The sequence below is a fragment of the Devosia sp. UYZn731 genome, assembly GCF_040546795.1.
In the GTDB taxonomy this organism is placed as follows: Bacteria; Pseudomonadota; Alphaproteobacteria; order Rhizobiales; family Devosiaceae; genus Devosia.
The window spans coordinates 17191-30078 of record NZ_JBEPOL010000002.1 but is presented as its reverse complement, the minus strand read 5'-3'; the positions used below and the strand labels follow the sequence as shown (position 1 = coordinate 30078).

Genomic DNA, 12888 nt, shown 5'->3' with positions numbered 1-12888 from the left:
ATGGCTGCGCGCGCAATATGGTCTGGTGTGATCAAGATCTCCGAAATCGTCTGCCCGGTCAAAATGTATGCCGCGGCGACGACCTCCGAGCGGATTTCCCTCAACCTCGTCAATCGCCAGACAGGTCACCGACTGCGCCGGGTCTATGTGGACGAGAAGACCGATAAGCCGGTAGAGAGCGAGGATCAGGTCAAGGGGTACGAGACGAGTGGCGGCAAATACGTCGTCCTCGAGCCCGAAGAGATCAAGGCGGCAGTGCCGAACAGCGACAAGGTGCTCAACGTCGACAATTTCGTCGCCTGCGGTCGCATCGACCCGACCTATTTCGATAAGCCCTACTATCTTTTGCCAGCGACGGATGCCACCGAGGACAGCTTCGTTCTGATCCGGGAGGCACTGCGCCAGAAAAAGGCGGCTGCCATCGCGCATACTGTGCTGTTTCGCCGGCTCCGACCGGTGTTGATCCGTGCACACCGCAAGGGCCTCATCGCGACGACGCTGAATTTCGACTACGAAGTGCGATCCTCTCGCGAGGCTTTCGATGATATTGCCCAGCGCAAGATCGATCCGGAGATGTTGGAATTGGCTCAGCACATCCTCAAGACCAAGGCGGGCGAGTTCCAGCCGGAGACATTCGACGACCGCTATGAGGAAGCGCTCGCCGAGCTGGTGAAGGCCAAGATCGAAGGCCGGAAGATCATTCCCCTCCGCCAGCCGGAGCCGACACAGCCGAACGACCTGCTGGAAGCGCTGCGTCTCAGTGCGGCCGGCAAAGAACAGCCGCCTAAGAAGCCGACTGCCAAGAAAACCAGCGCTGCAAAGAAGGATGACCAGGCTCCGGCCAAGCGCCGGAAAGCCAGCTAACGGCTCTTTTTGGCGGGCGCGGCTTTGTTCTCAAGGCTCTTCTTCAGCGCTGCCATCAGATCGATAATATTGCTCTGCGGTTCCAGATCGACCTCTGGTTCATCCTTGGCCGTCGTCTTGCGCTTGGTGGACTTCTTCGACTTGATGATGTCGAGCAGGCGGTCCTGGACGGGATCCTTCACCATAGAGTCGGACCAGGCCACGGTGCGGTCCTCGATGAGCTGCCCGACCATGTCGAGCATTTTCGTGTCGGGCTTAGTGCCCTTGACGCTCCTAAAATACTCATCCTCATCGCGGACCTCATCGCCGTAGCGCAGGGTCCAAAGAACGATGCCCTTATCCCAGGGCTGCAGCATGACAGCGCGTTCGCGGCCGCCGATCACCAGTCGCGAAATGCCCACGACGTCGCTGTTGGTCATGGCCTCGCGAATGACGGTGAAGGCCTCCTCGCCGACGTCGTCGGCAGGCACCACGAAATAGGGGCTGTCGTAATAGACCCACTCGATGGTGTCCGCCTCCACGAAGGAGTCGATATCGATCGTTCGGGCACTTTCCAGCTGGACGGAGTCGAGTTCTTCTTCCTCGAGGAGGACATAATCATCTTCGCCTTTTGGGTAGGCTTTGACCTGGTCGTCGTCATCGACGGTCTTGCCGGACACCCCATCGACGTAGCGTGTGTAGATGCGATCGCCCGTCTTGCGGTTGAGGGTATGGAAACGGAGCTTTTCGCCCTCCGTGGTGGCCGGGGTCAGCGTCACCTGGCAATTGACCAGCGACAGCTTGAGATAGCCTCTCCAATAGGGTCGAACAGCCATGGTTTTCTCCTGCATCATGGGAACGCAAAACCGCTTGGCTTGTTCCGCGCGGGTCAGCCTCGCCGATGACGCTGGAACATCTACCAGTCCATGCCGTTGCTTGCCAGAATAGGAGTTACGCCCGGTGACCACACCCAACGATCTCAGCGACAAGGCGTTAGCCTTATTCGCTTTCGCTGCTTACCATCGACTCGAGAGTGGCGACGCCGTGACTAGCGTCGTTTCTAGCGATGCGTCTGGCCACCAGGCCGACCCTGCTGCGGTCGAGGAATTGGTGAGACTGAACCTTGCGGCACCAACAGCAGAGCGACTGCATTTCACCGACGCTGGTCAGGTCATGTTGTCCCAGGTCATCGACCGGATCCGAGGGAGCTGGTGAGGATGGGGGGCTCCAAAATACTAATTGTCGGGGACGAGGCCGAGCATGGAACCCAACTCAAGCGGGTCTTGGAGCATGCCGGGCACACCGTTCTCGGTCCCGCATGGACTGCTCCGCCGCGCTCGAACTGCTGTGGCGTGAGCGGCCGGACTTCGCGTTCGTCGATACCCATCTGGGCTCCGAGACCTGCGAGGCCGTTCTTGACGAATGCGACCTGCAGGAGGTCCGGGTGATCGTCACCACGACAGAGATCATCGGCATGCCCCAATTTGTTGGCGATCGCAGCAATGTCTTCAAGCCGGTTGACGTCGCTGCGGTCAACACTGCAATCGCGGGGCTGGCGGCAGTACGATGACTCAGCCATTGAGCTAGAGGGGAAGGGAAATCTGGTCGGCTTGGACATCGAGAGGCGTCACGAAGTTTGAGATGGTCACACCCAAAAGCCTGACCGGCGTGGTCGATGGAAATGACTGCGCCAACAACGCCTCGACGACTGACAGGAATTCCGCCTTGCCGGACAATGGTCCGGGTTTGCTTCGCGAACGGGTTACCTGTTCGAAATCGGCATACTTCACCTTCAACGTCACAGTGCGACCGTGCAGTCCCCGCGCCTCGCAGGCGCCCCATACCTTTTCGGCCAAGGGCGCAGTAAGCAGCCGCGCATCCTCAACCGTGGAAATATCCTCGGGGAAGGTATCCTCGGCGCCCAATGATTTCCGCTCGCGATGCGGCTGAACCTCGCGCTCGTCGATGCCCCGGGCGAGATCGAAGTAGTACTGCGCCGATCGCCCGAACCGTTCGGTCATCTGCTCCATGGACATGACGGCTAGATCTGAACCGTGAAAGATACCATGGGCATGCATTCGAGCTGCAGTTGCCGGCCCGACCCCGTGGAATTTCTCGATCGGCAGGCTGGCGACGAACTCTGCCCCCTTTGCCGGCGGGATGACGAAGAAGTTGTTCGGCTTGCGATGCCCGGATGCCATCTTGGCAAGGAACTTGTTGTAGCTGATCCCGGCCGACGAGTTGAGGCCGGTCACCTCCTTGATCCTGGCGCGGATAGCGTTGGCGATGTCCGTGGCGATGGGGATGTTCCGCAGGTTCTCGGTGACGTCGAGATAGGCCTCGTCGAGCGACAATGGCTCGATCAGCGGGGTATGCTCGGCGAAAATCTCGCGAATTTGGGCAGAGACGGCGCGGTACACATCGAACCGCGGGGGCACGAAAATAAGGTCGGGGCACTTCCTCATGGCGGTAACCGAGGCCATCGCGGAATAGACGCCGAAAGCCCGCGCCTCATAGCTGGCGGCAGCCACGACACCGCGCGCAGCGCCATAGCCGACCGCGACAGGCTTTCCGCGCAATTCCGGATTGTCGCGCTGTTCCACGGACGCATAGAAGGCGTCCATGTCGATATGGATGATTTTGCGAACCGTCATTTCAGCCTGCCCATGCAAGTGCCATGTGCACTCCCTCGCCGTCATTCCATGTCAGCATTACTAACGTCATCGCCCAAACTTCCGTCCGCCCTTCCGCACCCCGACCCAAGGCAATTCGTCTTTGCTGGCGATTTGTCGGGCGAGTTGCAGCCTTGCCGACTCCTCCGGTGATAGCGGCTTGAACCCAGCGCTGTGGGTGCCGGCATAGCCTGACGGCTTGCTGACATGCCCGAGGGCGAACGTGGGGTGATACTTTCCACAGATCGAGCAATAGAGCCGTCCGGCGAGGTAGGCCTGCCGGGCATAGAAGTCGAACTGCCAACCGAGATGCACGGCCAGCAGTTCCAGCCGCAGTTCGCCGCTATGGCTGCAGACCCAATAGTTGCTGCAGAACGCATTGATGGTCCTGCCGCTGACGCGGAATTCCTCCAGGGTGGTGGCACTCGCGGGCAGGATCATGATCAGTGGAAGTTGCGGCCGGCCGGCAAGGCCAGGTGTGCCTTGCGGGCCTGCATCTCGGCATACTGGTCGCGTTCTCGGGTGCGACTACCATGGGGACCGGTCTTGCCTTCATCCGCCCTCGCGACGACAGCGTCGCCGATATCATGTCCGCCGGCGATATCGAGCAGCTTCGGCGTCAGATCGATCAGCTCGCGGGCAATGACATGGATGACCAGCCCTTCGCGCTGCAGCTCTCCCTTGACCGCCATCATACGGGCGCCGAGCACGATGGCCCGGTTGGCTTCGAACACCTTGGGCCAGACGATGATGTTGGCAACGCCGGTCTCGTCCTCCAGGGTGGCGAAGATAACCCCGCTCGCCGTGCCCGGCCGTTGCCGGACGAGCACAAGGCCGGCCACGGTGACGATGCGGCCGGCCGGCGCGGTGCGCAGGTCGTCGGAAGATATCGCTCGCTTCCGGGTCAGCCATTCCCGCAGAAAGCCGACCGGATGGGCCTTCAGCGACAGCGACAAACTGCGATAGTCGTGGATGACCTCTTCGCCGAGAAGCATGGGTGGCAGGCCGGCATCGGGTTCGTAGCGATGGCCAGCTTCGCCCGCTGCCCGGAACAGCGGCAAGGAGTCTGCGCCATGGGTGCCAATCAATCCCTTCACGGACCAAAGCGCATCACGGCGAGACAACCCGAGCGATTGGAACGCATCGGCCTCGGCCAGGACTTCCAGGGCGCCTGGCGAGAGGTTGGTGCGCAGCCAGACATCGCGGACGCTGTCATAACCGGCGCCACGACGAGCGACGATGAGATTGGCGTGTTTGGTCTTGAGGCCCTTGACCAGGTTGAAGCCGAGCCGGACCCCGTTGGTGCCCCAGATATCGTCGCGCATCTCGGCATGCCGTGGCGCGATGTAATCGCCGCCGATATTGCTTTTCTCCATGACGATTTCGAGGTCAGAGAGATTGATGTCGACGGGCCGGACATCGACGCCATGCTCTTGGGCGTCGCGGACGAGCTGGGCCGGCGCATAGAAGCCAAGGGGCTGGCTGTTCAGCAGCGCCGCTAGGAACACGTCGGGGTAATGGCATTTGACCCAGCAGGAGACGTAGACCAGGAGGGCGAACGACGCGGCGTGACTCTCCGGGAAACCGTAGCTGCCGAAGCCTTCAATCTGGCTGAAGCATCGTTCGGCAAAATCCTGCGAATAGCCTCGCTCCAGCATGCCGGCAATGAACTTGTCGCGGAAGACGCCAACGCCGCCGGTCCGCTTGAATGTCGCCATCGCCCGCCGCAGCTTGTCGGCCTCGCCTGGCGAGAAGCCGGCACCAACGATGGCGATTTTCATTGCCTGTTCCTGAAACAGCGGCACGCCATAGGTCTTCTTGAGGACGTGCTCCAATTCGGGCGATGGATAGCTGGTCGGCTCAAGGCCCAGCCGGCGTTTGAGATACGGGTGGACCATGTCTCCCTGGATCGGTCCGGGCCGGACGATGGCCACCTCGATGACCAGGTCATAGAACTCGGACGGCTTGAGCCGCGGCAGCATCGACATCTGCGCCCGGCTCTCGATCTGGAACACACCGATCGTGTCGGCGCGATGGGTCATTTTGTAGGTGCGCGGATCTTCCTGCGGCACGGTCGCCAGCGTTAGCGACAGGCCGTAGTGCTGTTTGAGCAGGTTGAAGCTTCGCCGCAGCACCGACAGCATACCCAAGGCAAGCACGTCGACCTTCAAGATGCCGAGCTCGTCGAGGTCATCCTTGTTCCACTCGATGACGGTGCGGTCTTCCATCGCGGCATTCGAAATGGGGATCAGGTTATCGAGGCGGTCGCGGGTGATGACGAAACCGCCGACATGCTGCGACAGGTGCCGAGGAAAGCCGTAGAGGACCTTCACCACCTCCAGGTATTGCGCGATGATCGGGTCGTCTGGATTGAGCCCAGCGGCGCGGATGCGGTCCTCCCCCATATCGCTGGAGCCCCAACCCCAATTGAGCTTGCTCAAGGCCGTTATGGCGTCATCTGACAGCCCGAATGCCTTGCCGGCATCGCGCAGGGCGCCCTTGGTTTTGTAGGTGGTGACCACTGCCGTCAGCCCCGCGCGATGACGCCCGTACTTCTGGTAGATGTATTGCATCACCTCTTCGCGGCGCTCGTGCTCGAAGTCGACGTCGATGTCGGGTGGCTCGTCTCGCTCGGTCGAGACGAACCGTTCGAACAGCAGATCGACCAGCATCGGGTCGACCTCAGTGATGCCCAGGCAAAAGCAAACCGCGGAGTTGGCGGCCGACCCGCGCCCCTGGCAAAGAATGCCGCGCTCCTGCCGGGCAAACCTGACGATGTCCTGCACGGTCAGAAAGTACGGCGCGTATTTCACCTCGGCAATCAGGGCAAGTTCATGCGCGAGGCCCTTGCTCACCTTCTCCGGCACGCCTTGAGGATATCGCCATGACGCGCCCTCATAGGCCAGTCGTTCGAGGGTCTGTTGCGCAGTCTCGCCATCCCCGATGGTCTCCTCGGGGTAATTGTACTTGAGCTGGTCGAGCGAGAAATGGATCAGCGACAGGAAGCGGATGGTTTCGTCGATCGCCTCGCGATGCTCGGGCATCCACATCGCCATTTCCATGCTGGACTTGATATGCCGCACATCGTTGGGCTGCATGTTGCGACCCGCGGTTTCGATGGTGAGGCCAAGCCGGATGCAGGTAAGAACATCGAGGACGATGGACCTGTCAGGGTGGTGATAGAGGACGTCATTATGAGCCAGCATCGGTACGCCGCCCGCGTGGCACATTGCTTGGATGCGATTGAGGCGAGCCCGATCATTGCCGAGGAAAAGTGTGTTGGCGCCGATCCAGACTTGGCCTGGCGCCACCAGGTTGATCTCGGTTGCGATGTCCGCCCCGTGCTGCATATTCCTGAGGTCTGGGATGACGATCAACAGCTGCCCGGCGGCATGCTCCAGCAGGTCGGTGAATTGCAGGTGGCACTCGCCCTTCGGCGCGCGGCGGTTGCCGCGGGTGAGTAGCGCGCAGAGCCGCCCGTATGCATCCCGATCGGTCGGGTAGACAACGATATCTGGTGTGCCGTCATTGAAGACGATACGGCTGCCGACGACGAGCCGGAAATCTGGATAATCCTGTTTGATATCGCGCGCAGCGGCATAGGCCCGCACGACGCCGCCTAGCGAATTGCGGTCGCAGATGCCTAGCCCGGCCAGCCCCAACGCCGCCGCGGTCTCGACCAGTTCATAGGGGTGAGACGAAGCGCGCAGGAACGAGAAATTGGTTGCGCAGACCAGTTCAGCATAGGCCGGGGCGTCCAATTTGAGTCCTCTCGATCCGGAATGATCAAGAGAACATAAAGAGAACAAACAAGAGCAAAGAGTCAACGGCTTGAATCGCGGCGGCGTCAGATTCAGCGATTGACGAGCCCGCGCCCGACGCCAACCGCTAGAACAGTGATGGCTCGGATGGCGGCCGCGGTGCTGGCGGTGGATCCTCTTTCTCGCCGCGTGACACGATTTTCAACGTGCCATCGGGCAGCGGACGCTGCAGCTGCTTTGCGATGTCCCACCGAGCGGTCATCCATGTCTCGACTTCGGCCGGAGTGGTTAGAATGACCGGCATGGCGTTGGGATGAACCGGCCTCACCTCGGCATTCGGCTCGGTCGTTAGGAACGCGAACAGGTCGGTGGTGACCAGCCCTTCTTTGATCTTCCGGACGCTTGTCCATGCCGGCACCCAGATGCCTGCGAAGAAGGCCAGAGGGCGACTATCATCGAAGGCGTACCAGACGTCGTCGCCTTCATCGCGGTTGAACTCGCTGAATGAGTTGAACGGCACGACGCAGCGGAACTCAGGCGACAGCCAGCGCTGCCAGTGCCTGCTCGAAACATTGCGGACGTTGGTGGTGCCCCGGTCGGGCTCCATGGCCACCAATTCTTTGAATTCATCTACCGTTAGATCGCGGCCCATCTTGGCCTGGAGTTTCTGCGCCCGTTTCTTGGCGGCCTCAAATTGCGCCACCGATGACGATGGAAGGCCCCAGCGAACCTTTGTGAGCTCGCGGTCGTCGTAGAAGTTGCGAACGATTGGCGCGAAATAATCTGGCACCACGAAGGTCTGCGGCTCGAAATTGCCAATACTGCCGACATCGACGACCAAGTCGCGAACGAAGGCGCGGATGGCTTCTACGTTGGTCGTGACTGAGTACAGGTTACACATGCACAGACATCAATTCTCGCGGTCGTCCGTCATATCTTGTCTGGAGCTGGCAACCAGTCCGGCTCGATAAATCTGGTGCCCGGTGCGAACAATCTCCGGGATCAGTCCCGTTCTGGCAAGCCGTTGCTGGTCGAAGTCCTCCTCCGTGCAGGGCACCACGTCGACGCCTACGCCGAGTCCGACAATTGGAGCATAGACCCGATCGTAATCGCGGCCGGCGTCGCCCTGCTCGTTACGCATAACAACCAAAAGATCGAAGTCGCTGTCCGGCCAGTGCCGTCCGGTCGCTCGCGATCCGAACAGCCATATTGCCGCTGGCTTGAGCTGCTCGACCAGGCGGCTCACAACCGCATCCAGCGCATCTTGCTCCGTCGGAAATGCTCCACGGTTGGGACGGACACTGCGTTGATGCTGGTGCGGGCGCATGACTTGAATTGTATAGCGCACCTGCTCATGACCGCTCAAGGCGCGCGCAAGTGGCCTTCGGGCGCGATCTTTCTCGCCTTCGAGCTTGAATTGATGGTCTAGCGTCCCATTTGCAAAGCGGAATGGAGGATTGCGATGACTATGGATCGGGTTTCGGCGCAGTACGATATCGAGAAAAAGTCCCTCTTGGCCGCCTACGTCCTGTGGTTCTTTCATGCAATCCATTGAGGCCGTCGTCTGGCAGCACTTCAGTCGTTGGAGATATTCGTCTGTTGCACGTTCCAACATTCCATTGAAGTCGTGCATATCGACTCACTGGACCGTCGGGGAGCTCGGCCCGCGCAAAAGCGCGCGACATAAGTGGAGGCACCCCGGCATCGCCAGGCAGCAGTTTCCGCGGTCGGATTGCGATGCCCACCTTTGTAGGAGCGGGTTCGCCAGCCTTGCGGTAGTAGCACATCTAGCCGAAATTGACGCTCAGACCAGGTGAGCAAATGCAGCGCAGTCGTTTCGAATCCCGGCGGATAAGTGGAAACTCGAAGCCGATGCTCGCGCCTCACCACCAAGCCATCATTCTAAATGAATAAAGTTCCAACCCATCTTGCGCCGGCAAGCAAATCAGCGGCACTTTCGAATGGTATTTTCCCGAGTTTATTGTGTTTCATCACTCTTCCACCAATCTCGACGACTTGATGCGTGTGGTGTTTACTCGGCTTCTATCTGGAACGCGGATCAACAATCGCGTCAGGTCGCGCAAGGGTGACAGCACTGAGGCCTTCGGAGCGTTGCTTGAGCTCAAGAACCCACGCGCCCGGTTGAGCCGTTCAAAGTCCCGCTCTCGGGTGTTTAGCCCCTTGGGAGAGCTTCTGTGGTATTTGTCGGCCAGCAACGATCTCGAACAAATCCAGTATTATATTTCAGGGTACGAGGAATTCTCCGATGATGAGAAGACCCTGAATGGAGCGTATGGACCGCGCATTTTTAGCCCAGCCCGTGCTCAGGGTGCAGAGAGCTCGGATGACCAATGGCAACGAGTGATAAAGACGTTGCGAGAGCGGGAAGGCTCGCGGAACGCAATTATTCAGATTTATGCCAATAGCGACGGCGAGAAGGGCAGCAAGGACATCCCCTGCACCTGCACTCTGCACTTCGTTATTCGCAACAAGATGCTCCACCTCCACGTGCACATGCGCTCGAACGATGTCGTCCTGGGCTTTCCACATGATATCTTCGCCTTCACGATGATGCAGGAAATCGCTGCTCGAGAACTGGAGTTAGAGGTCGGGCGATACCAGCACTCCGTTGGTAGCCTTCACCTCTACGACGATTCCGAAGATATCCCTGCAAAGACGATGGCCCAAGCCTTCATAGATGAAGGCATTCACGACATCGTCCCCATGCCACCGATGCCGAAGGGCAATCCATGGCCAGCTATCGTGGTCGTGCTAGAGGCAGAGAGGCTTCTCCGCGCGGGAAAGCTGGACTACACCCCGCCCAGCGATCTCGATCCCTATTGGAAGGACTTGGTCCTGCTCCTGCGAGCTTTCGCAATAGGAAGACACGATCCTGCCGCCGACATGAACGAGCTCCTCAACGAGATCTCGTTTGAGGGGTTCAAGCTGTACATACTCGACCGCATAGCAAAAAAGCCCGCGCCGAAGTCGGGCACGATGGAAATGTTCGAGAAAGTGAACGATGGCCACGACTAAGGGAATCCATAGGAACCAGGCTGCAGCACTGATGGCCGGGCTGGCGACCTACGAGGCGCAGCATGGTGCCCTGCCCGGCATTGTGCAACCAAGCGCCCGCCAGACCCTGATTGAACAGATGATCTCAAGCCTACGGCGCATCGAATACATAAGGGCATTTCCTGCGCAAAAAATTGCAGCAATCCGCCTAGAGCCCCATTCGGAGCAATTCGATCCGCTCAAGGGTGCCTATTTGCTTGGTCAGAAGGGCGCCATTGACGAGGCTGTCTGGATGACATTCGTCGCCACGCATTTTGGAAAGCACGCAGTCGACGGCTGGAAGCTCGCCGCCAACGTCATGGGCTCCTTCGGAGGGGTAATTTGGACATTCGATAACTATGGTGCAGCGCCGGCTGACTTCGAGGCCATGCTCCATGCCCATCAAGCTGACCTAACCGATCCAGCCATTTCAGGACGCTATTCCAATCATCGCCAGTACCAGAGCAAAAGCGCGGATATCATTGCCACGGTCTTTTCAACGTTCAACTCGTGGCTAGTTGCCAACGGCGACTTCGTCGGGAAGGTGCGCAGCATCCACCAACAGGTGGGCCAAGAACCCACATTGGTGTTTCGGGCCCTATATCGCTCAATGCGGACCGTCTATGGCTTCGGCCGCTTGGGCAATTTTGACTTCCTCACGATGCTCAGCAAGCTTCAACTCGCGCCGATCGAAGCTGACAGCGTCCATCTGAGCGGAGCTACCGGCCCCCTGGCGGGTGCGCGGCTACTCATCCAAGGAAATGGTGCGGCTAAGAAACCCAAGGAAATCGAAGCCATCGTCGACGATCTGGACACCTTCCTCAACGTCGGTAAACAGGTGCTCGAAGACAGTTTGTGCAATTGGCAGAAGAGCCCCAACCACTACGTCTATTTCAAAGGTTAGCCGATCAAGTCGGGGACGTAAGGGCTATCGCCCCACCGATACCGATGCTTCAGGAAATTCATCTTGCCGTGCGGCACGATACCCAGTTTCTCGAGTTGCCCCACAACGATGCCGGCTGTGACATTGGCCGCCCTAGCGCTCTCCATGATTGCTTTAGGGCGCAGACTTCCAGCTAGAAGTGCTTCGCGCAGCTCGGTGGAAAATAGGGTTTCCTGGGCAAAATCGTTCGCCTCTCGCTCCTGCTTGGCGGTGTCGGTGCCCATGGCGACACCGCCCTCGCCGTCGATGTGGTTTTCCCCGTGCAGGATGACATGGGCCGCTTCGTGGAAGAATGTGAACCAGAAGTGGTCCTCGGACAAATGTCGAAAACTCAATAGAAGCACTGGCCGGCCCGCCGCGTCAAACCAAGAGGCCCCGCTTGCCCGGCACCCTTCTGGTGTCTTTGCAGTCACAACCGAGACGCCAACCGAAGCGCAGGCGTCGATCAGTCGGGGCAGGAAAGATGTTGGCCGCTTGAAGGCAGATAGCTTCTTCAAACTCGGCAAAATTCTCTTGAACGCTTGCCGATCGAAAGGTTCAGCTATCTGATTGGCAGCAAGTTGCTCCCCCACCCGGAGCCATACCAACGTCGCCATGCCATCGGACGAAAGCGACACTGACGTACGGAATGCCACCGCTCCAACGCCGGAGGAGTACCGTTGCCCCCATTCCTGAAGCGTATCGCAGCCGAAGAATGCCAGGAGCTCCTGCTTCAGCTTGTTTTTTGACCTGCTTTCCTTTGGAATCCAGCCCAACTTGCGCATCGAGGAGGTTGGCATCGAGTCGATCCAGGAGGTTTCGGACGCCGGTTCACCCTGTTGATCCAGTCTTGCCATTTCCACGACATATGACTTGTCGCGAGCAAGCCAGAACCTCGGTGTCGATCCAAGATTTTCCGCAAGCACGTCAGCTTCGCTCTGGCTCAGACGCCGCCTGCCGTCGAGCAACATATCGAAGTCCGCGGCCGACATGCCAAGTGCGTCGGCGAGATCCGACGCGCCGATCTCTCTGTTCTTCATGATGCGGACTATCGTGTCGCCCGGGGGCGACGCCCAATTTGGATCGGTCATATCAACACCGCACCATTATTGCGGATCCGGATCAATTTGACTCGATGCGTGCCACCCCAGTTATCCACAGTGAGCCCAGACGTTGCGAGGGGCCACACATCGAGGACGGCCTGTCCCTGCAGCGGAAAGCTGAATTTGAGCACGCCGTCCTGTTCGCTGAGTTCAGGACCTTCAGGCATCTCGCTCAAGTACATGGCGCCCCTCATGTCGGAAACCAAGCTATGAAAAATGCGGGCAAGATCATCGCCGAGCAGCTTCTGCGCAGCTTTAATGTCCATTGTTATCTTCCGCATCTTCATAGAGTCGTAGGAAAGTTCCAAGGCCAAATCGTCCGCCGAAAAACCCGCAATTCGTCCCTGCGATTACTTCGCGTTAGCAAATCGTATGGAGGAAACCGGTGAATGGACTAATCGAATCAATTGTCAGGCAACCACCGCATTGAGTTATCGGGGTGAGCCTGACCGATCAATCCACGTCCACATGCCGCCGCGGTTTATTGGGGGCAATTCACTTGGTCGCAGAGAACTCAGAGGCTACGCGTCCAA

At 59.1% G+C, this 12888-nt stretch carries 13 protein-coding genes; 5 read left to right on the top strand and 8 right to left on the bottom strand.

Annotation, left to right across the window (positions count from 1 at the left end):
• The gene (gene ku, locus ABIB57_RS04575) at positions 1 to 864 is read left to right on the top strand and encodes a non-homologous end joining protein Ku (RefSeq protein ID WP_354038807.1); all 864 of its coding nucleotides are present in this window, start codon (positions 1 to 3) and stop codon (positions 862 to 864) included.
• Here the strand turns inward: ku (ABIB57_RS04575) and ku (ABIB57_RS04570) are convergent.
• Positions 861 to 1679, bottom strand: a complete 819-nt coding sequence (gene ku, locus ABIB57_RS04570; RefSeq protein ID WP_354038806.1) for a non-homologous end joining protein Ku — start codon at positions 1677 to 1679, stop codon at positions 861 to 863. The genes ku (ABIB57_RS04575) and ku (ABIB57_RS04570) overlap by 4 nt on opposite strands.
• Before the next feature lie 124 nt (positions 1680 to 1803).
• Here ku (ABIB57_RS04570) and ABIB57_RS04565 point away from each other — a divergent pair, with 124 nt between their 5' ends.
• The gene (locus ABIB57_RS04565; protein WP_354038804.1) at positions 1804 to 2058 is read left to right on the top strand and encodes a hypothetical protein; all 255 of its coding nucleotides are present in this window, start codon (positions 1804 to 1806) and stop codon (positions 2056 to 2058) included.
• Between the two features lie 103 nt (positions 2059 to 2161).
• Positions 2162 to 2413: a hypothetical protein gene (locus ABIB57_RS04560; protein WP_354038803.1), complete on the top strand. Its 252-nt coding sequence runs from the start codon at positions 2162 to 2164 to the stop codon at positions 2411 to 2413.
• Positions 2414 to 2426: 13 nt separating this feature from the next.
• Here the strand turns inward: ABIB57_RS04560 and dinB are convergent, their stop codons facing one another.
• The 5 genes from dinB to ABIB57_RS04535 form a co-directional block, all read right to left on the bottom strand.
• The gene (gene dinB / locus ABIB57_RS04555; protein ID WP_354038801.1) at positions 2427 to 3497 is read right to left on the bottom strand and encodes a DNA polymerase IV; all 1071 of its coding nucleotides are present in this window, start codon (positions 3495 to 3497) and stop codon (positions 2427 to 2429) included.
• 66 nt (positions 3498 to 3563) lie between these two features.
• The gene (locus ABIB57_RS04550) at positions 3564 to 3956 is read right to left on the bottom strand and encodes a hypothetical protein (protein WP_354038799.1); all 393 of its coding nucleotides are present in this window, start codon (positions 3954 to 3956) and stop codon (positions 3564 to 3566) included.
• A gap of 2 nt (positions 3957 to 3958) precedes the next feature.
• The gene (locus ABIB57_RS04545; protein WP_354038797.1) at positions 3959 to 7276 is read right to left on the bottom strand and encodes an error-prone DNA polymerase; all 3318 of its coding nucleotides are present in this window, start codon (positions 7274 to 7276) and stop codon (positions 3959 to 3961) included.
• 127 nt (positions 7277 to 7403) lie between these two features.
• Positions 7404 to 8177, bottom strand: a complete 774-nt coding sequence (locus tag ABIB57_RS04540; protein WP_354038795.1) for an SOS response-associated peptidase family protein — start codon at positions 8175 to 8177, stop codon at positions 7404 to 7406.
• A gap of 9 nt (positions 8178 to 8186) precedes the next feature.
• On the bottom strand, positions 8187 to 8909 hold the full coding sequence (locus ABIB57_RS04535; protein WP_354038794.1) for a nucleotidyltransferase domain-containing protein: 723 nt from the start codon (positions 8907 to 8909) through the stop codon (positions 8187 to 8189).
• A 350-nt stretch (positions 8910 to 9259) separates the two neighbouring features.
• Between ABIB57_RS04535 and ABIB57_RS04530 the strand changes: the two genes are divergently transcribed.
• A complete protein-coding gene (locus tag ABIB57_RS04530; RefSeq protein ID WP_354038793.1) occupies positions 9260 to 10312 on the top strand; it encodes a thymidylate synthase in 1053 nt (350 codons plus the stop codon).
• A complete protein-coding gene (locus tag ABIB57_RS04525) occupies positions 10299 to 11234 on the top strand; it encodes an alpha-glutamyl/putrescinyl thymine pyrophosphorylase clade 3 protein (protein ID WP_354038792.1) in 936 nt (311 codons plus the stop codon). Before ABIB57_RS04530 ends, ABIB57_RS04525 begins: the two co-directional genes overlap by 14 nt.
• Here ABIB57_RS04525 and ABIB57_RS04520 read toward each other — a convergent pair.
• Positions 11231 to 12343, bottom strand: a complete 1113-nt coding sequence (locus ABIB57_RS04520; RefSeq protein ID WP_354038790.1) for an ImmA/IrrE family metallo-endopeptidase — start codon at positions 12341 to 12343, stop codon at positions 11231 to 11233. The two genes, ABIB57_RS04525 and ABIB57_RS04520, sit on opposite strands and share 4 nt — an antisense overlap.
• The gene (locus ABIB57_RS04515; RefSeq protein ID WP_354038788.1) at positions 12340 to 12621 is read right to left on the bottom strand and encodes a hypothetical protein; all 282 of its coding nucleotides are present in this window, start codon (positions 12619 to 12621) and stop codon (positions 12340 to 12342) included. Before ABIB57_RS04515 ends, ABIB57_RS04520 begins: the two co-directional genes overlap by 4 nt.
• Positions 12622 to 12888 lie beyond the last annotated feature (267 nt).

What these genes read in the sequence shown, in the direction of transcription:
- dinB (WP_354038801.1), bottom strand. Translation starts at nt 3,497, where the DNA reads ATGACGGTTCGCAAAATCATCCATATCGACATGGACGCCTTCTATGCG.
- ABIB57_RS04560 (WP_354038803.1), top strand. Translation starts at nt 2,162, where the DNA reads ATGGACTGCTCCGCCGCGCTCGAACTGCTGTGGCGTGAGCGGCCGGAC.
- ABIB57_RS04525 (WP_354038792.1), top strand. Translation starts at nt 10,299, where the DNA reads ATGGCCACGACTAAGGGAATCCATAGGAACCAGGCTGCAGCACTGATG.
- ABIB57_RS04550 (WP_354038799.1), bottom strand. Translation starts at nt 3,956, where the DNA reads ATGATCCTGCCCGCGAGTGCCACCACCCTGGAGGAATTCCGCGTCAGC.
- ku (WP_354038806.1), bottom strand. Translation starts at nt 1,679, where the DNA reads ATGGCTGTTCGACCCTATTGGAGAGGCTATCTCAAGCTGTCGCTGGTC.
- ABIB57_RS04535 (WP_354038794.1), bottom strand. Translation starts at nt 8,909, where the DNA reads ATGCACGACTTCAATGGAATGTTGGAACGTGCAACAGACGAATATCTC.
- ABIB57_RS04520 (WP_354038790.1), bottom strand. Translation starts at nt 12,343, where the DNA reads ATGACCGATCCAAATTGGGCGTCGCCCCCGGGCGACACGATAGTCCGC.
- ku (WP_354038807.1), top strand. Translation starts at nt 1, where the DNA reads ATGGCTGCGCGCGCAATATGGTCTGGTGTGATCAAGATCTCCGAAATC.
- ABIB57_RS04540 (WP_354038795.1), bottom strand. Translation starts at nt 8,177, where the DNA reads ATGTGTAACCTGTACTCAGTCACGACCAACGTAGAAGCCATCCGCGCC.
- ABIB57_RS04515 (WP_354038788.1), bottom strand. Translation starts at nt 12,621, where the DNA reads ATGGACATTAAAGCTGCGCAGAAGCTGCTCGGCGATGATCTTGCCCGC.